The organism is Pseudorhizobium halotolerans (assembly GCF_902153235.2).
In the GTDB taxonomy this organism is placed as follows: Bacteria; Pseudomonadota; Alphaproteobacteria; order Rhizobiales; family Rhizobiaceae; genus Neorhizobium; species Neorhizobium flavum.
The window spans coordinates 198,566-218,807 of the sequence record NZ_CABFWE030000007.1 but is presented as its reverse complement, the minus strand read 5'-3'; the positions used below and the strand labels follow the sequence as shown (position 1 = coordinate 218,807).

18 protein-coding genes are annotated in these 20,242 nt (G+C 59.2%); 10 read left to right on the top strand and 8 right to left on the bottom strand.

Annotated features, from left to right (window positions below):
- Window positions 1-35 precede the first annotated feature (35 nt).
- Genes FN060_RS13965 through FN060_RS13935 form a run of 7 tightly spaced genes read left to right on the top strand, consistent with a single transcriptional unit; the run spans window position 36 to window position 6,473 of the window.
- Entirely contained in the window at window positions 36-1,220 is a 1,185-nt protein-coding gene (locus FN060_RS13965; protein WP_142588640.1) for an enolase C-terminal domain-like protein, read from the top strand.
- A 9-nt stretch (window positions 1,221-1,229) separates the two neighbouring features.
- Window positions 1,230-2,231: an ABC transporter permease gene (locus FN060_RS13960; RefSeq protein ID WP_050746592.1), complete on the top strand. Its 1,002-nt coding sequence runs from the start codon at window positions 1,230-1,232 to the stop codon at window positions 2,229-2,231.
- 2 nt (window positions 2,232-2,233) lie between these two features.
- Window positions 2,234-3,088: an ABC transporter permease gene (locus FN060_RS13955; protein ID WP_077548953.1), complete on the top strand. Its 855-nt coding sequence runs from the start codon at window positions 2,234-2,236 to the stop codon at window positions 3,086-3,088.
- On the top strand, window positions 3,085-3,909 hold the full coding sequence (locus tag FN060_RS13950) for an ABC transporter ATP-binding protein (RefSeq protein WP_142588639.1): 825 nt from the start codon (window positions 3,085-3,087) through the stop codon (window positions 3,907-3,909). The genes FN060_RS13955 and FN060_RS13950 overlap by 4 nt, the downstream gene beginning before the upstream one ends.
- Window positions 3,909-4,877, top strand: coding sequence for an ABC transporter ATP-binding protein (locus FN060_RS13945; RefSeq protein ID WP_142588638.1), 969 nt, complete (start codon window positions 3,909-3,911; stop codon window positions 4,875-4,877). Before FN060_RS13950 ends, FN060_RS13945 begins: the two co-directional genes overlap by 1 nt.
- The gene (locus tag FN060_RS13940) at window positions 4,874-5,740 is read left to right on the top strand and encodes an amidohydrolase family protein (RefSeq protein WP_142588637.1); all 867 of its coding nucleotides are present in this window, start codon (window positions 4,874-4,876) and stop codon (window positions 5,738-5,740) included. The genes FN060_RS13945 and FN060_RS13940 overlap by 4 nt, the downstream gene beginning before the upstream one ends.
- Complete coding sequence (locus FN060_RS13935; protein WP_050746596.1) at window positions 5,727-6,473, top strand: SDR family NAD(P)-dependent oxidoreductase; 747 nt, start codon at window positions 5,727-5,729, stop codon at window positions 6,471-6,473. Before FN060_RS13940 ends, FN060_RS13935 begins: the two co-directional genes overlap by 14 nt.
- A gap of 195 nt (window positions 6,474-6,668) precedes the next feature.
- Here the strand turns inward: FN060_RS13935 and FN060_RS13930 are convergent, their stop codons facing one another.
- From FN060_RS13930 to FN060_RS13900, 7 genes are all read right to left on the bottom strand, one after another.
- A complete protein-coding gene (locus FN060_RS13930; RefSeq protein WP_050746597.1) occupies window positions 6,669-7,511 on the bottom strand; it encodes a phosphogluconate dehydrogenase C-terminal domain-containing protein in 843 nt (280 codons plus the stop codon).
- A gap of 173 nt (window positions 7,512-7,684) precedes the next feature.
- Entirely contained in the window at window positions 7,685-8,674 is a 990-nt protein-coding gene (locus FN060_RS13925; RefSeq protein WP_077548955.1) for an ABC transporter permease, read from the bottom strand.
- Window positions 8,671-10,170: a sugar ABC transporter ATP-binding protein gene (locus FN060_RS13920; RefSeq protein WP_142588636.1), complete on the bottom strand. Its 1,500-nt coding sequence runs from the start codon at window positions 10,168-10,170 to the stop codon at window positions 8,671-8,673. The genes FN060_RS13925 and FN060_RS13920 overlap by 4 nt, the downstream gene beginning before the upstream one ends.
- Window positions 10,167-11,294 (bottom strand): ABC transporter permease, encoded by a 1,128-nt coding sequence (locus FN060_RS13915; RefSeq protein WP_172977875.1) that lies wholly within the window; start codon window positions 11,292-11,294, stop codon window positions 10,167-10,169. Before FN060_RS13915 ends, FN060_RS13920 begins: the two co-directional genes overlap by 4 nt.
- A 68-nt stretch (window positions 11,295-11,362) precedes the next feature.
- The gene (locus tag FN060_RS13910; RefSeq protein ID WP_077548958.1) at window positions 11,363-12,367 is read right to left on the bottom strand and encodes a sugar ABC transporter substrate-binding protein; all 1,005 of its coding nucleotides are present in this window, start codon (window positions 12,365-12,367) and stop codon (window positions 11,363-11,365) included.
- Between the two features lie 82 nt (window positions 12,368-12,449).
- Complete coding sequence (locus FN060_RS13905; protein ID WP_077548959.1) at window positions 12,450-13,496, bottom strand: Gfo/Idh/MocA family protein; 1,047 nt, start codon at window positions 13,494-13,496, stop codon at window positions 12,450-12,452.
- On the bottom strand, window positions 13,493-15,109 hold the full coding sequence (locus FN060_RS13900; RefSeq protein WP_077548960.1) for a D-apionate lactonase family protein: 1,617 nt from the start codon (window positions 15,107-15,109) through the stop codon (window positions 13,493-13,495). Before FN060_RS13900 ends, FN060_RS13905 begins: the two co-directional genes overlap by 4 nt.
- Before the next feature lie 243 nt (window positions 15,110-15,352).
- Between FN060_RS13900 and FN060_RS13895 the strand changes: the two genes are divergently transcribed.
- The 3 genes from FN060_RS13895 (at window position 15,353) to nanR (ending at window position 18,786) form a co-directional block, all read left to right on the top strand.
- A complete protein-coding gene (locus tag FN060_RS13895) occupies window positions 15,353-16,606 on the top strand; it encodes a ribulose-bisphosphate carboxylase large subunit family protein (protein WP_077549023.1) in 1,254 nt (417 codons plus the stop codon).
- Window positions 16,603-17,988, top strand: coding sequence for a four-carbon acid sugar kinase family protein (locus FN060_RS13890; RefSeq protein WP_077548961.1), 1,386 nt, complete (start codon window positions 16,603-16,605; stop codon window positions 17,986-17,988). Before FN060_RS13895 ends, FN060_RS13890 begins: the two co-directional genes overlap by 4 nt.
- A gap of 99 nt (window positions 17,989-18,087) precedes the next feature.
- Window positions 18,088-18,786, top strand: coding sequence for a transcriptional regulator NanR (gene nanR / locus FN060_RS13885; protein ID WP_125271664.1), 699 nt, complete (start codon window positions 18,088-18,090; stop codon window positions 18,784-18,786).
- Between the two features lie 182 nt (window positions 18,787-18,968).
- On the opposite strand, the gene FN060_RS13880 is transcribed toward nanR, so the two are convergent.
- Window positions 18,969-20,027, bottom strand: a complete 1,059-nt coding sequence (locus tag FN060_RS13880) for a nucleotidyltransferase family protein (protein ID WP_235864290.1) — start codon at window positions 20,025-20,027, stop codon at window positions 18,969-18,971.
- Window positions 20,028-20,242: the final 215 nt, after the last annotated feature.

Below are 20,242 nucleotides of genomic sequence, written 5' to 3'. Positions count from 1 at the left end.
CGCTTCCCACGAGCTTTGTCACAAGAGTGAACGCGGTGAAAATCAAGCAGATCAGAGCCTTTGCCATCCGCAGCGAGATGGTCGGTGCGCTTTACAGGGAAAAGACGCCTTCGGGCGCACAGCCGCGGCGAGATCCATGGACCCGCCAGGCGCGGGTGGCGGGCCCGATGTCCGGCTACTCACAGTTTAAGGCCAGCAGGTCGAGCTGGCGGCTCGATGGCGCAGTCGGATGCCTGGTCACGGCCGAAGACGGTACGACCGGCTTTGGCGTCAGCCGCCATGGGCGCGCCGTCATCAGTCTGATCAATGATCATTTTTCCCCCTTGCTGGAAGGTCAGGAGGCACTTGCCACCGATCGGGCCTGGGACATGATGATGCGGGCCTCCTCCCCCTATGGATCCTCAGGGATCGCCGCCTATGCCATCAGCGCGGTCGACCTTGCGCTGTGGGACCTGAAGGGCAAGGTTCTCGACAGACCCGTTTATGAGCTGATCGGCGGGCCCGTCCATGACAGCATCTTCTGCTATGCCACAGGAAACGACACCGACTGGCACATGGAGCTCGAGTTTCAGGCAACGAAGCTTGCATGCCCCTATGGCAGCTTTGACGGGCTGGCAGGACTGACGGCCAATGAGGAGCTCGTTCATCGAACACGCGAGATGATCGGCCCGACGGTGGAGCTGATGCTTGACTGCTGGCTCGCCTTCGACCTGGAATATGCCGTTCGCCTTGCAGAGCGTCTTCGCCCCTATGGATTGCGCTGGATCGAAGACTGTCTGCTGCCCGATCAGTTGGAAGCCCATGCCGGACTTCGCAACCGACTGCCGTGGATGAGCCTTGCAACTGGTGAACACTGGTACACGCCCTCAAGCTTTCTGACTGCCGCCAGCCGTCAGTTGGCCGATATTTTCCAACCCGACATCTGCTGGGCTGGCGGGTTGACCGGGTCAATGCGCATCAATCACATTGCCGAAGCGGCCGGGATCGAGGTGATCCTGCATGCCGGGATGAACACACCCTATGGGCAGCATCTCACCTATGCGAGCGCCAACATGCGCTGGGGGGAATTCTTCCTCGGCTCGGCTCCGGGCGTGCCGCTGAAGGACGCCTTGATATTTCCTGGCATGGCCGTGCCCGACCAAGGCCTACTCATACCCAATGCCGAACCCGGCTTTGGACTGGGTCTGACCGAGGCGGTTTTGCAAGACATGCTGATCTGAGGGCTCGCCATGTATTTCCGCTACGTCACTCGCCGCTTCGGCCTCATGCTTCTGGTCATCATCCTGGCTGTCTCGATTAACTTCCTGCTGCCCCGCCTGATGCCCGGAGATCCCGTCGAGGCCCAGCTCAACCAATTGCTGGCGACCGGTAGCGGGGGTGGCGACATCTCGGCAATGGTGGAGTCCTACAGAAGCCGTTTTGGTCTGGATCGGCCATTGTGGGAACAATACCTGTCCTATTGGGGTGCCACGCTTCGCCTTGATCTGGGCGTATCCCTTGCGGCCTATCCCGAGCGTGTCGTTGATGCCATCCTGGCCGGCCTGCCTTGGACGCTTGGCCTTTTGGGCTTTGCGACACTCGTCAGTTTTACGCTTGGCACGCTGCTTGGTGGTCTGATGGGCTGGCCGCGCGTGCCGCGTTGGCTGCAGCCCTTCGGGTCGTCGGTGGTTCTATTGTCCTCTGTTCCCTATTTCCTCATCGGGATGGTGCTGCTTTACGTCTTCGCCATCGTCTGGCGCATCTTCCCCGCGGGCGGAGGATTGCCCTTCGGCATCCAGACCGGCTTCAACTGGGAGACCATATCGGCCATTGCCATGCATGCGGCGCTGCCCGCCGCCTCCATCATCCTGGCCGAGATCGGCGCCTGGGCGCTTGGCATGCGCGGCATGATGGTGAGTGTTTTAGGCGAGGACTACATCTCGCTGGCTGACGCCAAAGGGCTGAAGCCACGCCGCATCTTTTTTTGGTACGCAATGCGCAACGCGTTATTGCCACAGCTGACAAAGCTTGCCCTGGCAATGGGCCACATCGTATCGGGCGCCATCCTAGTTGAGGTAATCTTCTCCTATCCGGGGATTGGCTTTCGCCTCTATCAGGCCATCCAGTCGAATGACTACTTCGTCATCCAGGGCATCGTCCTGGTTCTTTCGATCTCGATCGCCGTGGCGATGTTCATTCTTGACCTCATCTATCCTTTGATCGACCCGCGTATTGCTGCGGAGGAGGCGTGACCATGGCCGCCATTTTCGTCCAGCCGCGACAGCTTTTGCGAAACCGACCGCTCGCCTTCGGTCTTGGAATTTTGGCCCTCATCTGTCTCATCGCAATCATCGGTCCTTTGCTCGTCGATCCTACAGCCGCGCGCGTCGGCGCCACGATTGCCCGCCAACCCCCCTCTCCCGATCATTGGCTTGGTACAGACGGACAAGGTCGCGACATGGTGACCGTGCTGATCCATGCCATGCCCAACACGCTGACGATCGGGGTAGTCGCCGGCTTGATCAGCCTGACCCTGGGAGTGACCCTCGGACTGATCTCAGGCTTTGTCGGGGGGGTGGTCGACACCATCATCCGCGTGCTGACCGACGTCATGATGACGATTCCAGGGATTGCCATCCTCGTCCTGGTTGCCGCCAATGTGCGCGAAATGACGGTGGGATTGATGGCGGTCATCGTCGCCTCCCTGTCCTGGATGGTGGCAACGCGCACCATCCGTGCGCAAACCCTGTCCTTGCGCGAGAGGGGCTATGTCCAAGTGGCGCGGCTCAATGGCAGCAGTGGCCTGAAACTCGTGTTCGTCGAGGTCCTTCCCAATCTCCTGCCCTTTATCGCGGCAAGCTTCGTTGTCACCGTATCGGGAGCCATGCTGGCCACGATCGGACTGGAGGCACTTGGTCTTGGTCCGCAAAACCAGCTCACCCTTGGAACGACCATCTATTGGGCCCAGTTCTACGGCGCCATTCTGCGCGGCATGTGGTGGTGGTGGGGTCCGCCAATCGTCGTGATCTCCATCATCTTCGTCGGCCTCATGCTGACCGCAATGGGACTGGACTCCTTCGTCAACAAGCGTCTGGGAGGCCACGCATGAGCGATCCTCTCCTCGATATCCGCAATCTCACCATAGAATACCCGACCCCTGCCGGTCGCTTTGTTGCCGTCGACGACGTCAGCTTTGACATCGGCGCAGGAGAGCGGTTCGGGCTGGTGGGCGAGTCAGGCTCGGGCAAATCGACCACCATTCTTGCACTCATGCGCATGCTGCGCGGCGGCGTCGTGTCGAAGGGGCAGATGCTGTTGAACGGACGTGACCTGGCGCAGGTGCCGGACGCAAGCTATCGCCGTTTGCGGTTTGCCGAGATGTCACTGGTGTCGCAGGGCGCCATGAGTTCGCTGAACCCGGTGCTGCGGATCGGCCGCCAGATCAACGATATCTTTGAGGACCACGGCGTCATCCATCCGCCCAAGGACAGGGTTTCCATCATCGAGGACCTCCTGCAGCGCGTCGGCCTGCCTGCTGCCGTGCGCCATCGCTTCCCCCACGAACTGTCCGGTGGGATGAAACAACGCGTCTGCATCGCCATGTCGATCGCGCTAAAGCCAAGCGTCATCCTCGCCGACGAACCGACCAGCGCCCTTGACGTGATGGTGCAAAAGCAGGTCCTGGCGACGCTCGGGCGGGTGCAGAAGGAGCTCGGAGCCGCCGTCATCCTGATCGGCCATGACATGGCGCTGATGGCCCATTTCGTCTCGAAGCTGGGGGTCATGTATCGCGGAAAGCTCGTCGAGATGGGACCGGTCAAGGAGGTCTTCGCCAATCCGCAACACGACTATACCAAGATGCTGATCAACTCCCTTCCCACCTTTGAACGGCGAACTCGTGCCGCTGCGGCCGATAGGAGGTCAAGTTAATGGGACTTCTGGAAGTTAGGGCGGCAAGCGTCGTCTTTCATGCGGGGCGAGCAAGCGCCAAGACGGCCTTGCACGACATTTCCTTGTCGATTGGAGGCAAGACACCCTCAATCACGGCGGTGGTGGGCGAAAGCGGCAGCGGCAAGAGCACGCTGATCCGCCTCTTGCTTGGCTTCCGGAACCCGACGCTCGGCGAAGTCCTGTACGACGGAGACAACATAGCCGGCTTGACGCGTGATGGCGCGCGCAAGTTCCGGCGCCAAGTTCAGGCCATCTTTCAGGATCCTTTTGACGCCTTCAATCCCTTCTACAAGATCGACCATCCGCTGGTGACACCCCTGCGCAGCTTCGGTCTCGCAGCATCGAGGGATGAGGCCTATGCGCGTATCGAGACAACGCTGAGAAGCGTCGGCCTCGTTCCCGAAAACACGCTTGGGAAATACCCTCACCAGCTTTCGGGAGGTCAGCGGCAGCGCATCATGATTGCCCGGGCCTTGCTGCTCGATCCAACCGTCATCTTGGCTGATGAACCGGTCTCCATGGTCGACGCCTCCTTGCGCGCAACCATTCTCGACATCCTCTATGAGCTCCGGCGGGATCTTGGAATATCGCTCATCTACGTGACGCATGATCTGACGACAGCATATCAGGTCGCAGACACGATTGTCGTCCTGCATGGCGGTCAGATCATGGAGGTCGGCGCGGCCGAAAAGGTCGTGCATGACCCGCGCCATGCCTATACGAGGGCGCTGATCGATGCCGTCCCGTCTCCAGATCCGGATGTCGCTTGGAACCTTGATGACGACATTGCGCCGCCCGAGGCCTTCCTGGCGGGTGAAACCAAACTCGCCCTTTATGCGACCGAGCCGGATCGCGCCATTGCGTCGGTGGCAAGACCCGGGCAAGCACCCGTGACGGCCGCCGAGATCCAAAGAGTTGTCTCTTTGCAAAAAGCGCTGGCCGCATGAGGATCGACGCCCATTGCCATGCCTGGCGCCGCTGGCCCTATCAGCCTGCGGTTCCAGATGCGACAAGCCGTGCCAGTGCTGCCAACCTGATCCATGAATTGGACCGGTTAGGCGTAAAACAGGCCGTGCTGATCGCTGCGGCAATCGGAGACAATAGCGATAATACCGACTATGCCTTCAAGGCAGCTGCGGACTACCCTGGCCGGTTCGTCGTCTTTCCCGACCTGGAGTGCTGGTGGTCTTCAGCTGTCGGGCAACCGGGGGCGGCCGCGCGCCTGGAGGCGGCACTGTCGCGCTTTCTGTTTCGCGGCTTCAGCCTCTATCTCGCCGAAGACGAAGATGGCAGCCGTCTGGTGGGTCCGGACATGATGGACTTTTTCAGGCTGACCCGTGATCAAGGCCTGATTGCCAGCCTGTCTGTAATGCCGCATCAGATCGAAGCAGTCATCCAGCTGGCCAACAGGATGCCGGAGATCCCGATCCTGCTGCACCATTTCGCCTTTATGGGGCCCCGAAGCCGCACGGGCCCTGGCGACAGTGAAGCCGTGATTGCAGCCGCCGCCTGCTCCAACATCTACGTTAAATATTCCGGTATGGGGAATATCGCTGCGAGCGAGCATGAATACCCCTATTCCCCCTTGCGCTGGATCCCAGATTGTTTTGCGCAAGCCTTCGGCCCCCACCGGATGCTCTGGGGGTCCGACTGGCCGGTCTCAACCAAACACATGACCTATCCCCAGACCCTGTCGCTCCTGACGCGTCACGGTCCGTTTCGGGGCGAGGATCTATCGGCGGTGCTCGGCCGCAACATGCATGACCTTCTCAACCGCCAACCCAATGGAGCCCCAAATGAACCAGATTGATCTGATCGGCAAAATAGCTGTCGTGACAGGCGGCGCTCAAGGAATCGGCTTCGCAGTCGCGCGGCGTCTTATCGCCTCTGGCGCCTCAGTCAGTCTCTGGGACATGAACGAAGACCTGCTGAAGGCGGCGGTCCGCGAACTCGGTGAGAAAGCTTCGTCCGTCGTGGTGGACATCAGCGATCATGCTGCCGTCGCTGCCGCGGCAGAACATGTGGAGGCCGGTCTCGGCAGTCTCGATATCCTCGTGCACTCCGCCGGTATCGCCGGCAAGAATGCTCCCCTCGATGTCTATGAGATCGATGAATGGAAACGAGTAATCGACATTGACCTTAACGGGACGTTCTACGTCAATCGGGCCGTGATACCGGGCATGAAGAAGCGCAATTACGGCCGTATCGTCAACATCGCGTCGATTGCCGGAAAGGAAGGTAATCCCAATGCGGCGGCCTATGCCGCGGCCAAGGGTGGCGTGATCGCGATGACCAAAGCCGTCGGCAAGGAATGTGCCGGATTTGATATCGCCATTAACGCGATCACACCGGCAACGGCAAAGACAAGAATTCTCAATGAACTGAAGCCGGAATTTATTGACTATATGTTAAGCCGGATCCCGAGAGGCCGTTTCCTGGAGGTCGACGAGGCCGCCAACATGGTGGCTTGGCTTGTCTCAGCCGAAAACAGTTTCACGACAGCCTCTGTCTTCGATCTTTCAGGAGGCCGCGCCACCTATTAGACAGGTGTTGGCGCCATAGTCACTCCATTGGAGAGATAAGGTTGCGTCCCAGCATCGGGTGCACCGGGAAGGGTTGTCAGGGACAGACGTCCCAGCCGCCGACTTTTCATCCTCGGCGGCTGACCGTTTCTGGCTGACCCGTGATATCCAGGATCGACGGTCTGCAGTGGGCGAACGTCAACCCTTGGAGCGCTTTCACTGCGGATTGCAGATATCCCTCACCGACTGCTTGACCGCCGCTAATGAAAAGATACGATCAAGCCAGTCATCCCTGAAAATCAGCGGGCGAGCCTGGCGGATGGCGTGAAGAGCCCCGTCTGAGAATTTTCCCTCCGGAAAGGCTTCGAAGGCTATCCCGAGTTCGATCTTCAGGTGGCCCAGCATGAAGTCACGTGCCGCATCAGCAGGAACACCCATTGAAACGGCCCGATCAGTCGCATCGCGAAGGGCAAGCGCCAACGTTGCGCCCACTGTCTCTGATAGGGCCGGTTCGAGGATGGCAATGCTCTCCAGCGAGCAGCGATACGCCCGAGTAACAGGCGCATATATCGTGCGGGCGATCTCCTCACACAACTGATAGTGCTCCTCGGGTCCTTGAATCAAAGCGCATACGATTCCTTGGGGGCCGCTGATGCCACCAAAGAAGTCCTTCTGGGCATCTACGTCAGGTGTGAAATCGAATAATGCCGGATGGCATGGATGGGTGCAGAAGTATGTCACATCTGCGCGTTCCGGCATCTCACCAGCATAAGGGGCAGCCGCATCGAGCACAATAATCGCAGCACCGGGCTTGAGATGATCGATGATCGCATGGGAGATTTTCCCGATGAGTCGATCCGGCACGGCGAGAATGACGACATTGGCATTCGCCAAGGCGGCGACTTGATCCACAGTTTCAACACCGACTTCTTCGCGCAGCCTTTGACGTCCCTCGTCGGAAATTTCGACGTGCGAAACTGTAAAGCGGGACGGCTTCAGGTTCTTTGACAGGCGCACGCCCATCTTCCCGCCAGCTCCAAGCAGGGCGATATTGGTCATTGGTTTTCCTTTCCCGTTGCGATCTTTTCGGTAACGCTTGATGCTCATGCAGACGCAGGGCCTTGACTGCCAAAGCGCTGTTGCGCTGGCAGGAGGCAGTTGACCCGGTATTACTTCTGTTCTTGGCTGACGTGCCGCTACGGCGGTTCGATGTGTTCCATGTCAGGTTCACCTCATGACGATCTAAGGGGGCGAATTGTCCGCGCGAGTTTGTCGCGCAGCCGCCGGCCCCGTATTCCGTCGGCGACCATGGCTGCGAAAATCACCGTTCCCAGTATAATCGGCTGCATGTAAAGGTTGACCCCGGTGAAGACGAGGCCGAGTTTGGCGGTCTGGATCAGCGTTGCCCCAGCAACAGCACCGAGCGCAGTGCCGACACCCCCGAAAAGGCTCGCTCCACCCAAAACCGCTGCTGCAATGACATCGAACTCACGGCCCTGCCCAAACCCCACATCGAGGCGGCCGATCTGCGAGATCATCACAAAGCCTGAGATCGCAGCGCAAACCGCGGAAATCATGTAGGCCCTGGCTTCAATCCGCCCGACCGCCAAACCAGCCTTGCGCGCCGCTTCTCGATCATTGCCAAAGGCGTAAATCTGACGGCCGGCGCCAGTGTGACGCAACACGATGTGAATGATCACAGCGGTGACGACGAAGACGAGGATAGGCGTGGGGATCCCCAACAAGTCCGACAATCCGAACGTCCGCATGCGCTCAGGAAAATCGAACTGGGTCGAACTGGTGAGCCAGGTCCCGAATCCTCGAAAGACAAAGAGGCTCGCAAGGGTGACGATGAAGGGTACGACTCGAAGCACGACAATGAAGAAGGCATTGAGACCGCCAAGCCCCGCGCCGACGACCATGGCCACGACGAAACCAGCCTCAACCGGCAGCCCGAAGGATCGCATCGCCATGCCGGCGATCAGCGGTGCGAGGAACATCACAGACCCGACCGAAAGATCGATGCCTCCCGTGATCAATACGACCGTCATGCCAAGTGCCGCGATGCCGATGAAGGATGATTGCTTGATGATGTTGGCCAGGCTCTCAGGCTGCAGGAATTGTGGGGCCTGAACTCCAAACCACAAAAGGATCAACACAAAGAAAACCGCCGTCGAATGGCTGAGCGTGAAGCCGACCAGTTCTTTCATGATCCGCTTCATTCTGCGATCTCCCCAAATGCCAGTGCGAGGATGCGCTCGCGATCGAAATCCTGGCGCAGAACCTGTCCTTTGATTTCTCCGCGGTTCATCACGACAATCCGATCGGCCATTCCCATCAATTCCTCAAGCTCCGAGGAAATCATCATTATGCCGCCCCCGCGAGCGGCGATCTCATCGATCAGGCTGTAGATTTCGTATTTGGCGCCAACATCAACACCCCGTGTGGGCTCATCGAGGATGAATAGATCGGGATCGCGCAGTTGCCACTTGCCGATCACGACCTTTTGCTGATTGCCACCGGAAAGAGCCTTGGCGGGCTGGCTGTGGATGTCGTTGGCCTTGATGTTGAGCTCTTCGCGCATTCGTTCAGTTCGCTCCGCAACGCGATCGCGGTCGATCAGTGCAAAAGGTCCTCGGCCAAAAGCGGCCAGTGAGGCAAGAGTCAAGTTATCGGCAACGCTTGAATCCATCATGAGCCCTTCTTCACGCCGATTCTCGGTCACAAACGCCATTCCGGCCTCGATGCGGGCTCGAACCGGCCCCTCCAGCGGTCGCCCCTTGAGGCTGATTGTGCCTTTTGCGCATTTGTCGAGACCAAAGAGAATCCGCGCCAGCTCTGATCGACCAGCACCCATCAGTCCAAAGAGACCGACGATTTCCCCTTCATGCACGGCAAGGTCGACATCCTCGATTACGCCTGGCTGAGTGAGTCCACGCGCCTCCAACACTGTTGCCCCTTGCGGCTGATTGCTGCGCGGCGGGAACATCCCGCCCATGTCGCGACCAATCATACTCCGGATCATCAGCGGGATCGGAAAGTCGGCAATCGTTCCCCTTGAGACGACTTCGCCGTCGCGCAACACGACGATGTCATCACAAAGCCGCTGTACATCCGACAATATGTGCGAGATGTAGATGATCGTGCAGCCTTGGCCTTTCAGAGCCTCGATCGTCGCAAACAGCCTCTCGCTTTCACGCGGCGTCAGCGACGTCGTGGGTTCATCAAAGATCAGGAGGCTCGCCTCGTTGTGAAGCGCCCGGGCGATCTCCACCAGTTGTCGCTCGCCCGGTGACAGTCGGCCAACTTCGACAGAAGGGTCGAAATCCAAAGAGAGGCGAGAGAGGACTTGCCGACTTCGCTCGTTGATCCGCTTCCAGTCAATGAGGCCCATACGCCTCGGAAAGCCATCAATGTAGAGGTTTTCCGCCACCGAAAGATTGGTGAAGAGGTTGAGCTCCTGGTGAATGAAGGCAATGCCGATGCGCGTTGCGTCAGCGGCTCCTGCCGGTTCATAGGGCAGACCGCGCCACATCATATGACCTGAGGTCGGTTTTACGACACCCCCGATCATGTTCATCAGCGTCGATTTGCCCGCGCCGTTCTGGCCGATGATGCCGAGCACTGAGCCTTCGCGGACACTAAAGCTGACATCGCGGTTGGCCGGGATCCCGAACCAGGATTTTGACAGGCCTTGGAGAGACAGAAGGTCCGTCATCGTACCCGCTCCCGCTTCAGCCGTGTGCGCAAAACATCGAGCAAGGCCGCACATAGGATGATACCGCCTTTGACCATGTCGATCTGGAAGGCCGAAAGGTTCATCGCCGAGAGCGAACTTGCCATGATGACGTAGAACATGACGCCAAAGAAGGTCCAGATGACCTTTGCCTTGCCACCGAACAGGCTTGTTCCGCCAATCACGGCAGCGCCAATGACATCCAGAAGGAAGGTGCCGCCACCTAGCGTCGGTCGCCCGGCTTCAAGGCGGGCGGCAAACAACAGCCCGCCGATCATCGCGCAAACCGCCGAGATTACGAACACAGCAATGATGATGCGCCTGACGCGCACACCGGAAATTTCGGCAGCCTTGCGGTTCATCCCGATGGCCAGCACCTGGCTGCCAAACACCGTCCGATTAAGGAGTACGTGCGCCGCCAGTGCGACGCACAGGGCGATGACCATGGGATAGGTGACAAGAGAATAGATGGCGCGTCGGGCTATCTTGGCCTCTTCCTTGGCACCGAAATAGACCGAGACGATATCGCCACGACCGAGACGAATGAATTCGTCAGGCAGGTTTGCCACATTGCCCGATTGCGTGAGCCAGAGTGCAAAGGCCGAGAAGATCATCATCGCCACCAGCGTCACGATGAACGCCGGCATCGCAAACATGGCAACCGCCATTCCATTAATAAGGCCGATGACCACGGCAGCGACGAGCATGGCGGCGATGGCCAGAACCACGCCATGGTCTACTCCTGCGAGCGGCCCACCGGCATCCGTTAGCAGCCACCCCCAGATGGGCGTGTTGGCAAAGGTTGCCGGATCTGCAGCACCCGTGATCAGCAGGGCTCCAAGGACCGACGTCAACGCAATGGCCGCCCCTTGGCTCAGATCAATGCCTCCGATCGCAAGCACGAACGTCTGGCCGATCGCAACGATGAGCAGTGGCCACATATTGGACAGGACATTCACCAAATTGGCCGGTGTGACCAGCATTGGCAAAAATGGCGCCAAGAGCAACACGTAGAAGATGGAAAGATAAAGAACGAACTGGTCGGAGAGCAGCAGATCAACCGCCTTGTCCTTCAGTTCTCTTCTCGGCACCGGTGATGAAGACATAGTATACCTTTTCGCCATTGGACCCGGCCGGGCATAGCCAGCTGGGTCCCATGTCGTTTGTCAGCAGATCAATTGTCGAGGAAGCCTTCTGCAAGTAGCTTGCAGCCCCACATATCCATCTCGCGTTCAGCGAGATTGGCAGACGTCAAGGCAAAGCCCGGGTCGGCGATCACTTCGTTCGGATCTGTCTCGCCGGCCTCGATTGCCTTAACAATGGCATTCACGGAAGCCTCGGCCTCGAAATACAGATCCTGGACCCCCGTCGCGTCGACATAGCCTTCCTTGATGAGTTTGCAGGCCGTCGCATCACCATCCAGACCGGCAAGCGGGATATGGCCCGCTTCGCCACTCTTCTTCCACATGCCACGCGGCTCCAGTACCGAGCGGATGGTGGGGAAAAGGAAATCAGACGAGGTGAACATCGCGTCAATCTTCGGCTTGGCCGTGACCGTGGCCTCCAGATTGGCAAGGGCAGTCGCCGCGTCCCAGTCGGAGGCGACTTCCGTCACATCGAACCGGCCCGGGAATTTGGCAACTGCTGCCTCGAAGCCCTTCTTGCGCTGGATGGCGTTGGTATCGCCCAGGTCACCGACGATCACCACTGCATGAAGCTTTGCATCCGCCGGCGCTGCGGCAATTGCCTGCTCCAGCACAAAGCCTGCAGCCGTTTCGGCAATGGCAGCATTGTCGGCGACAACGATTACGCCATTGTCATTGTTGGCTGGCGGCCGATTGAATACGACGATGGGCACGTCATTCGACGTCGCCTCCTTGACGATGGTCACAGCACTCTCACCGTCCTGCGGAATGAGGATGATGCCGTCGACGCCTTGAGCAACACAGTCACGTACCTGCTCCAGCTGTCGGTTGACATCTTCGTTTGCATTGCGCTCGATGACGCTGTGGCCCATCTCAGTGAGGGTCTCAACGATGGCCTTGTGACTTGCCACCCAGAACTCCGTTTCCAGATCCTGGAACGCAAAGCAGATATTGGCCGCACTGGCTGTAGAGCCGAAACCGGCGGTCGAGGCCGCAAGAGCAAGACCGAAGGTGATCTGTCTGAGATGTTTCATGTATTCTCCTCCAATAGATACTGTGGATTGGGCCGAGATGGCCCCTGCGGAGGGTGGCCCTTTGCTCCATCCGCATGGCTGATCAGGCTGACGGCGGTTCCTCCCCGCTGGCAGCGAGCTTCACTTGCCGCCCACCGTTTCTGGCGGACTGCACGGCCGCGAAAGTGAGCCTCAGAGTTTCCAGATTGTCGGCGCCGGAAGGTTGTGGCTTCGCGCGTCCGGCCAGCACGTCAAGGACATGTTGTTGAAACGCGATGACGGAGTCCTGTACGAGGTTCCAGGGCCGCGCACCCCAAGATGGGACCGGCGGCTCCACCACCTCCTCCAGGCATTCGCCCTGGCGATGCACCCACAAGCGGTAGCCATCGCCAAGCTCGATGGAGCCTTCGTCGCCCTCGACCAGCGCAAGTGTCTGTACGAACCTGTCGGGTGCATAATGGCTGAAGAAGCTGCATTCAACACTGGCAACAGCCCCGTTTGCATGCCGCATCTGTGCCAGGAAGGCGTCCTGGCCCGTGACATTTGGATTGAGGCGCTGGGTCTCGCAGCTGATGCGGATCACCTCACCAAATAGTCGACGTGCAACGTCGAAGAGATGCAGCCCGACATCCGACAGCGCCAGATCCTCGACCTGCGCCAGATACGGCTGGTTGGCATAAATATCAAAGGCATGGCGGAAATTCAGCCGCAGGAACTGCGGCTGGCCGATGGCACCACTGTCGATGAGCTCCCCGATGCGACGGATTGGTGCCTGCCAGCGGAAATTCTCATGGATGAGCAACTCCACGCCTGCATGTTTGCATGCGTCGACCATGGCATCCGCATCGATCAGGTTTTCTGCGAACGGCTTCTGGCAGATAACGGCGCAGCCATGGCCGGCCGCCAGCTCAACCAGGCTCCGATGAGAGCTCACCGTCGTGGCGATATCGGCAAAGTCGGGGCGGACCTCCTTGAGCATCTGAGCCGCGTCGCCATATGCCCTGGCACCAAACTCCTCTGAGAATGCCGCAGCCTTGGCGGGATCCAGATCACACACAGCGACAATCGTGACGTCCGGAAGGTCGCGCCAGGCCAACATATGGTTGCGTGCGAAGAACCCACAGCCGATGAGAACACCGCGGCGCGTCATTGACTCTCGTCCGCAGTAGCGTCTTCAACAAAATGGTAGATGAGACTGAGATCGCCTTTTGCATCAGCAGTGACACTATACCCGCCCCGCCTGGTCATGACGCTCCATTTGTCGGGCTCGACGATGACATCCGCCGTGGCCGCCGCGGTTTGCTGAGCGAATTGTAAGAAGCTGGCAAGCGGCCCGGCCGCTGCGAGCGGCCCCGAAGTCATTGCCAGCGCAATGCTTGCACAACCTGCCTTCGCGGCGAGCGCGAGGACTGCAGCCGCATAGGCCGCCGCATAGTCTGTCTTCTGCCGCGGATCCTCATTGGTCATCGTCATGTACCGGCCTTGGGGATTGGCCGCTAGTCCATCGCCATAAGGATTGGAACGCATGCCGATGGAGAAGAGCCCCAGATGAAGCGGCTTGGCCGGCAAGAGCGCTGCCGCCGAGGCGAAAATGTCGGGCAAGGCCCCCAGGGTCTGGGTGATGGAGCGACTATCAGCTGCGTGAACAATGGCGCTATTGCCGAAGGTGATGAAGTCCGCATCACTGGCAGGCGGGCAGCGATTGGCTTCCGTGAAATGGGTAAGGCTCCCACCGCCCAAGGCAATCCCTGGCAGGAGCCTGCGCAGGACGGGCAAAGCGTCGGTTGGTCTCGGCCCCTCAGGCCATGGCCCCTCGGGTTGATAGCTCTTCAGGTAGGGCCGCGGCAGTGCCGTCAGCCGATCAAGTTTGGGATAGTGTTCCACTAGGCGCAAGACGGTCGCCTGCAGGTCGGAAACCGCATCAAAAACCACTTCGACGCCGCCGACTGGCATGCCTTCTATACCGGCGAAATCATCTTCCGTGGTCTCGGGGAAGACCCGCAACAGAAGCGGCGCAGCCTTGGTGACCGGTAGCGATCCTGCATCATGCGCCAATAGCACTTGCGGCAGCCGAACGCGCTCAGCCTCGGCGCGCGGAAAGGCTTCCACCTTGGCAACCTCGCCGGAAATGCGGATGACGATGGATTGGTCGACAGATTGGCCGCGCTCAAGCACGAATGGACGCGGCAGCGCCAGTGGCCGGCAATAGGTCTTGAAGGATGCGTCTGACCAATTGCGCTGATCCTCCATTTCGAACACGTCGCCTTCGAACCGGATATCCACGGACAGAGAGCCGATGGCGTGCTCCATTCCGGCGATGTTCATCGCAGGCTGAGCCGGGGCGATTTTGAGTGGGAAAGCGGCCTGAGTTGATCCACCGCCCGGATGACGAAGGGTGAGGCAGCTTCCCGCCACTCCCTCGATCGGATGCAGAAGCGTAAAACCAGCGCGGTTAAGCAAGACCGCCTCATGCGCCTTCAATGAGAAATGTGCCCGCAGCTCGCGTTCGTCGGTCATTTCGACGCTGAAACTCCCCTCCACGGGTGCGTCCTTGCCCCTGAACCGGCGTCGATAAGAATGACCGATCGCCTCCTCCAGCACCGTCTCGATTTCAACCACACCCCAGTTTTCATCACGCAGGGGCGCATTCAAGCCACGCAGGATTTCGGCGCCATCAAAAGTAAGGCAGCGTAGTTCGCCGGCGACAGCGGCGGCTTGCAGCTTCCCACATCTGAGGACGACAGAGCCCACGGCGTCAGCCACTGCTTTTCCACCCTCATCCATGTCGGATCCCGCTGTCGCCCTCGTCTGCACTGGCACCCTCCCCGGCCGCTCCACCTCATATACTCATCATATCAGTTCCTCGTCAACACCTTAGGCGGCCCCCGCTACAGATTGGTTGGACACCGCTAAGTGTGGCTTCTCCAGCCTTTCTACAGGCGACCCGCTTGATGGGCATGAATGACTGGTATAATAAGTTAACGGACCCGACAATTGGAGGACATGATGCTCGAGCGCATCGAAGCCGACTACCTGATCGAGACCCCCGGGGATACCGAGAAGGCAGCAGACGTGATGGCAGGCGAACAATCTTCAGGCACCTTCGCCCCCATTCCTGGGGAAACGGTGGAACTGAAGGCACGCTCGGCAGCGCGCGTCGAGGCGTTGGAGCTCCTGGAAGAAGTCGCGTCACCCAGCCTTCCGGGATCAATTGCAGCGCCTGGCTCGGCATGCCGTCGCGCCCGCGTCACCCTGTCTTGGCCCCTCGACAACATCGGCACTGATCTTATCGGCCTAATGGCCACCGTCTCCGGTAATCTCTTCGAACTAAAACAATTCTCAGGCCTGCGGATCCTCGACATCCGGTTACCGGAGGCTTTCGCCGCCGCCTATGACGGGCCCAAATTTGGCATTTCCGGCACGCGCAGCTTAGCCGGCGTGGATGCAGGGCCGCTGATCGGCACGATCATCAAGCCAAGCGTGGGGCTGTCAGCTGCCGAAACCGCGGCGGCCGTGGCGGAGCTCTTGGAAGCGGGGATCGACTTCATCAAGGACGACGAATTACAGGCGGACGGATGGTACTGCCCCTTTGATGAGCGGGTCAAAGCGGTAATGCAGGTCATCCGATCCCATTCGCAAGGAACCGGCCGCAAGGCGATGTTCGCCTTCAATGTGACTGGCGAGGTTGATCAGATGCGGCGCCGGCACGATCTCGTTCTCGCCGAGGGTGGAACCTGCGTCATGGTAAGCCTGAATTCGGTGGGCCTATCGGGGCTACTGGGGTTGACGCGTCACAGCCAGTTGCCGATCCACGGCCATCGTAACGGTTGGGGCTATCTCAGCCGCGCGCCGATGCTGGGTTGGTCTTATATCGCCTGGCAGAAATTTTGGAGGCTGGCGGGTGTTGACCACATGCATTGCAATGGCCTCAGCAACAAGTTTGCCGAACCCGATGAAAGCGTCATTGCATCAGCGCGTGAATGCCTGACGCCGATGTTCGACAGCAAACCATGTATGGCAATGCCGGTATTTTCCTCCGGCCAGACGGTCCACCAGGCACAAGACACGTATCAAGCTCTTGGCAGCGCCGACCTGATCCATGCAGCAGGCGGAGGCATCATGGCTCATCCAGGCGGCCCTGCCGCAGGGGTCGCAGGACTACGGCAGGCCTGGGACGCTGCGATGGCGGGCATCCCGGCCGGTGACTACGCCCTTGGCCATCCCGAATTGGCCGCTGCCTTGAAGGCATTCCAGAAATGACGCAGGTCGAGCAATTCCCGCCGGGTCCGCTGATTGCCTGGTATGGTGATGATTATACGGGCGCCGCTGCGGTGATGGAAGTCCTGAGTTTTGCCGGCTTGCCTTCCATCCTTTTTCTCGATCCGCCTACCCCCGAGCAGCTCGCCCGCTTTGGACAGATGCGTGGGATCGGCATCGCTGGCACTGCCCGCTCTGAAAACCCCCAATGGATGCAGGCAGAGCTCCCCCGCATGTTTGCTGCTTTGCGCAAGACAGGCGCGCCGCTTCTGCACTACAAGATCTGCTCGACCCTCGATTCAGCACCGGACATCGGCTCAATCGGCGCTGCCATGGAGATTGCCGTCGCCACATTGGGGACAAGGCTGATGCCAGTTTACCCTGCGGCAATCCCCCTAAAACGCTATCAGGCCTTCGGCTCTCTCTTTGCCGCGGCCCCTGATGGCGTGTTTCGGCTGGATCGCCACCCTGTCATGGCGCGCCACCCAGTGACGCCAATGGACGAGGCTGATGTTGTACAACACCTTGCCCGGCAGACCCGGCTGCCGATCGAAACGCTAAGGCTAGATCAACTGCACCAGGGACAGGCAGATGCGGTTCTTGCCGCCGCCGAACGTGAGGGAGGGGCCGGCATTGCTTTGGACAGCGTTTCTGAAGCCGATCAACGCGAAATCGGGCGCATCCTTTGGCAGCGACGCAACACTGATATGATGTGCTTTGGCTCGCAAGGGATCGAGTATGCGCTTATTGCACATTGGCGCGCTGCAGGCATGATACCCCCGGTTGCTCCGCGGCCGTCGGCCGGAGACTTGGGTCCGATTGCGGTCGTTTCAGCTTCCGTGTCGCCAGTGACGGCGCAGCAGATCGCCAATGCAGCCGCAAGCGGATTTCGCTTGATCGAAGGCGATCCACGTCATCTTGCGAGCGACAATGCATCCGCTGCGGAAGAGACGGTTGTAACCGAGATGCTGGAAGCGCTTTCGCGTGGGCAGGATGTGCTGCTTGCAACAGCGCGAGGACCGGATGATCCGGCCGTAGACCGGTTCCGCACCTGGCTCGCTGACAACGCCACGGCTGCAGCCGGCGCAAATCGCAACATTGGCAAGGCTCTCGGCCGGATCCTCCACAGGGTCGTGACCCGGAGCGGCTTGCGAAGAGCAGTGATCTCGGGCGGCGATACGTCTGGCCATGCAGCACGGGAACTGGGAGTGACGGCGCTTCAAGCACTCGCGCCGACCGTGCCCGGCGCCTCCATCAGCGTGGCCCGCTCCGAGGATCCGCAAATCGACGGATTGCAGCTCGCTCTCAAAGGCGGGCAGATGGGTACAGTCGATTTTTTCAGCTGGGTCAGAGCCGGCGGTGGCGTAGATGGCAAGCTGAGATAAGGCGTCGACGCGCAGCCCGGAAATTTGATAATCACATACCTTCTGGGTCACGGGTGATGATGACCCGATCATGCCGCTGATCCGCCGCCCGGAGCCGTAATGGAACCCATTCAGAAAAAGAAACTGTATCAGTCCGTACTGGATCGCCTCATCGAGACGATAGCCTCGAAGGAGTTCCCGCCAGGATCACAGCTCCCCTCTGAGCGAGAGTTGATGGCGATGATCGGCGTGGGACGGCCCTCCATCCGCGAGGCGATGCTCACGCTACAGCAGATGGGGTTGATCCGCATTTCGCATGGTGAGCGTGCCCGTGTCGTCAAGCCAACGCCCGAGGCGATCATCGATCAGATCTCTGCCGCCATGATCATGCTCCTGGCCGACAACCCAAAAGGTCTTGAAGATCTCAAGTCAGCGCGAATCATGATCGAGGTGGGACTTGCGCGAATGGCCGCAACCAGCGCGACAGCCAACGACATCCGATTCCTTGATGAGTGCATAAAGGAGATGCAAGCGCGGCAGGGTGATTCTGCCGTTTTCGTGGCAGCCGACATGCGCTTCCACGAGATCCTCGCCGGCATCAGCGGCAATTCTCTTATAGCTGCCGCGGTGTCGGGCATGCTTGTCTGGCTGACCCGATTCAAGCAGGATATGGTGGTTGTTAAAGGCGCCGAACAAGTAACGATTGAAGAGCACAAGCTCATTCTGAATGCTATCCGCAACAATGATGCCGAGGCAGCAGGAGCTGCGATGCAACGTCACCTCTCGCGTGCAAATGCTCTCTACTCCAACTACACGTGATTTAGAGCCCAGCGGTCATTGCGCGCGTGCCGCGAGTGGCTCATGAGATTCGCGTTGCCGGCATCGTGCTCTTGAACGGATGTGAACCATCGCTCCCTATAAGGTCACAGCTGTTTATGGGCCCGCACAACCTGATGCGAATGAGTATTGTCATCGGCGTTCCTTTTGAGGAGGCCTAACCTTTATCTCTTGAGAATGCCAACCAATCGATTGATAGCGTCCCCATATTCCTTGTGCATGGTTTCGGCTGCTTCCGAGATGGCCAGCTTCCAAGCAGGTCCGCGATCCCATGCCTCTTCCAGAGCGTCAGCCAGTGATGGCCCATGGCCCGTGACCGGCAGGACGTCGAATAGTATTCCTGCCTGTCTAAGGTCTTTATCCCGTTTGGCCTGGCCGCCGGCGTCATTCTGACGGCGGCCGGCAATGATAAGCTTGTGCACCGCGTACCTGCAAGGATCAGGGATAACAACTGAAATACCGGCACCATGTAGCAAGATCGAACGAACGGGATCGCGGATTAAGAAATCCATGAATCTTAGCGGTTCGGCTGACGCGCCGCCGAGAGCAGGCATGTTGGCGGGTTTTTCCGAATATTCTTCGGCTCCCCTGTTTGTCGTCATGAACTCGACCCTGTAACCGCTCTGGTTCCGGAAGGCATGAGATCGAGAGCTGCCGCTGATATGCGGAACTGCGCGGAACGTTGGATCAAGCCCTTTCAGGAGATCGAGGATCGGCGGCAGCGAATCTGCCACCTCGGCGGAGATCGCGAAATCCTGGGCCAAGTCTGCATCACCTGTTAGGATCGCCGCCGAAGGCAGACGGATGCCAAGATATGCCGAGTAGCATTGAAAAGCGACAGTGCCGATGAGAACACCGCGCAGCCGGAAGAGACCGGCCTTGGCAAGCGCCTGTACGATGTCGCCGGTAAAGCGATCAGCGGCAATCAAACCGGCTTCGCGCGTAAGCGTAGAAACGTACTTGCGGCGAGCCTTATAGTCAGACTTCTCACCCTTGAAGGTTTCGACCCGTTCCGAAATCAGGGGGTCGTCGGCAGGCCCGACATACCGGCGCTTCTGCCCACCCTCCCCGTCGGGCTGGTCGAAATACCAGTAACGCCGGCCATCAACTGCTACTGGCACGAATCTACCCGATGGGGGGAAGTCTTCCGCCCAATCATCATCGAATGCCCGTTGCTGGAGTTCCGCGACCATGGTGCGAAACATGAGGTCAATCTGCTTAATCACGCCACCCTCTATATCGTTTTAACAAATCTAGTATAGTTAGCATCAGCAAGCGGGCTTTGCGGCTCTCCCAGTGGACGCTGCCCGCCTCCGCCAATGCAAGGCACCACCACCGTGATCCTCACTATACTACCTTCTCGAATATAATATAAGACCGGTGTCGAGATGCCCATCTTGATAGGACCTGAACCGTCGACCTTGCGAGGCGCCCTGCG

Bases quoted from the DNA above. Each gene is read 5' to 3' on its own strand.
- FN060_RS13950 (WP_142588639.1), top strand. From the start codon at position 3,085: ATGAGCGATCCTCTCCTCGATATCCGCAATCTCACCATAGAATACCCG.
- FN060_RS13895 (WP_077549023.1), top strand. From the start codon at position 15,353: ATGCTCGAGCGCATCGAAGCCGACTACCTGATCGAGACCCCCGGGGAT.
- FN060_RS13960 (WP_050746592.1), top strand. From the start codon at position 1,230: ATGTATTTCCGCTACGTCACTCGCCGCTTCGGCCTCATGCTTCTGGTC.
- FN060_RS13910 (WP_077548958.1), bottom strand. From the start codon at position 12,367: ATGAAACATCTCAGACAGATCACCTTCGGTCTTGCTCTTGCGGCCTCG.
- FN060_RS13940 (WP_142588637.1), top strand. From the start codon at position 4,874: ATGAGGATCGACGCCCATTGCCATGCCTGGCGCCGCTGGCCCTATCAG.
- FN060_RS13905 (WP_077548959.1), bottom strand. From the start codon at position 13,496: ATGACGCGCCGCGGTGTTCTCATCGGCTGTGGGTTCTTCGCACGCAAC.
- FN060_RS13925 (WP_077548955.1), bottom strand. From the start codon at position 8,674: ATGAAGCGGATCATGAAAGAACTGGTCGGCTTCACGCTCAGCCATTCG.
- FN060_RS13920 (WP_142588636.1), bottom strand. From the start codon at position 10,170: ATGACGGACCTTCTGTCTCTCCAAGGCCTGTCAAAATCCTGGTTCGGG.
- FN060_RS13915 (WP_172977875.1), bottom strand. From the start codon at position 11,294: ATGTCTTCATCACCGGTGCCGAGAAGAGAACTGAAGGACAAGGCGGTT.
- FN060_RS13935 (WP_050746596.1), top strand. From the start codon at position 5,727: ATGAACCAGATTGATCTGATCGGCAAAATAGCTGTCGTGACAGGCGGC.
- FN060_RS13955 (WP_077548953.1), top strand. From the start codon at position 2,234: ATGGCCGCCATTTTCGTCCAGCCGCGACAGCTTTTGCGAAACCGACCG.
- FN060_RS13890 (WP_077548961.1), top strand. From the start codon at position 16,603: ATGACGCAGGTCGAGCAATTCCCGCCGGGTCCGCTGATTGCCTGGTAT.
- nanR (WP_125271664.1), top strand. From the start codon at position 18,088: ATGGAACCCATTCAGAAAAAGAAACTGTATCAGTCCGTACTGGATCGC.
- FN060_RS13930 (WP_050746597.1), bottom strand. From the start codon at position 7,511: ATGACCAATATCGCCCTGCTTGGAGCTGGCGGGAAGATGGGCGTGCGC.
- FN060_RS13945 (WP_142588638.1), top strand. From the start codon at position 3,909: ATGGGACTTCTGGAAGTTAGGGCGGCAAGCGTCGTCTTTCATGCGGGG.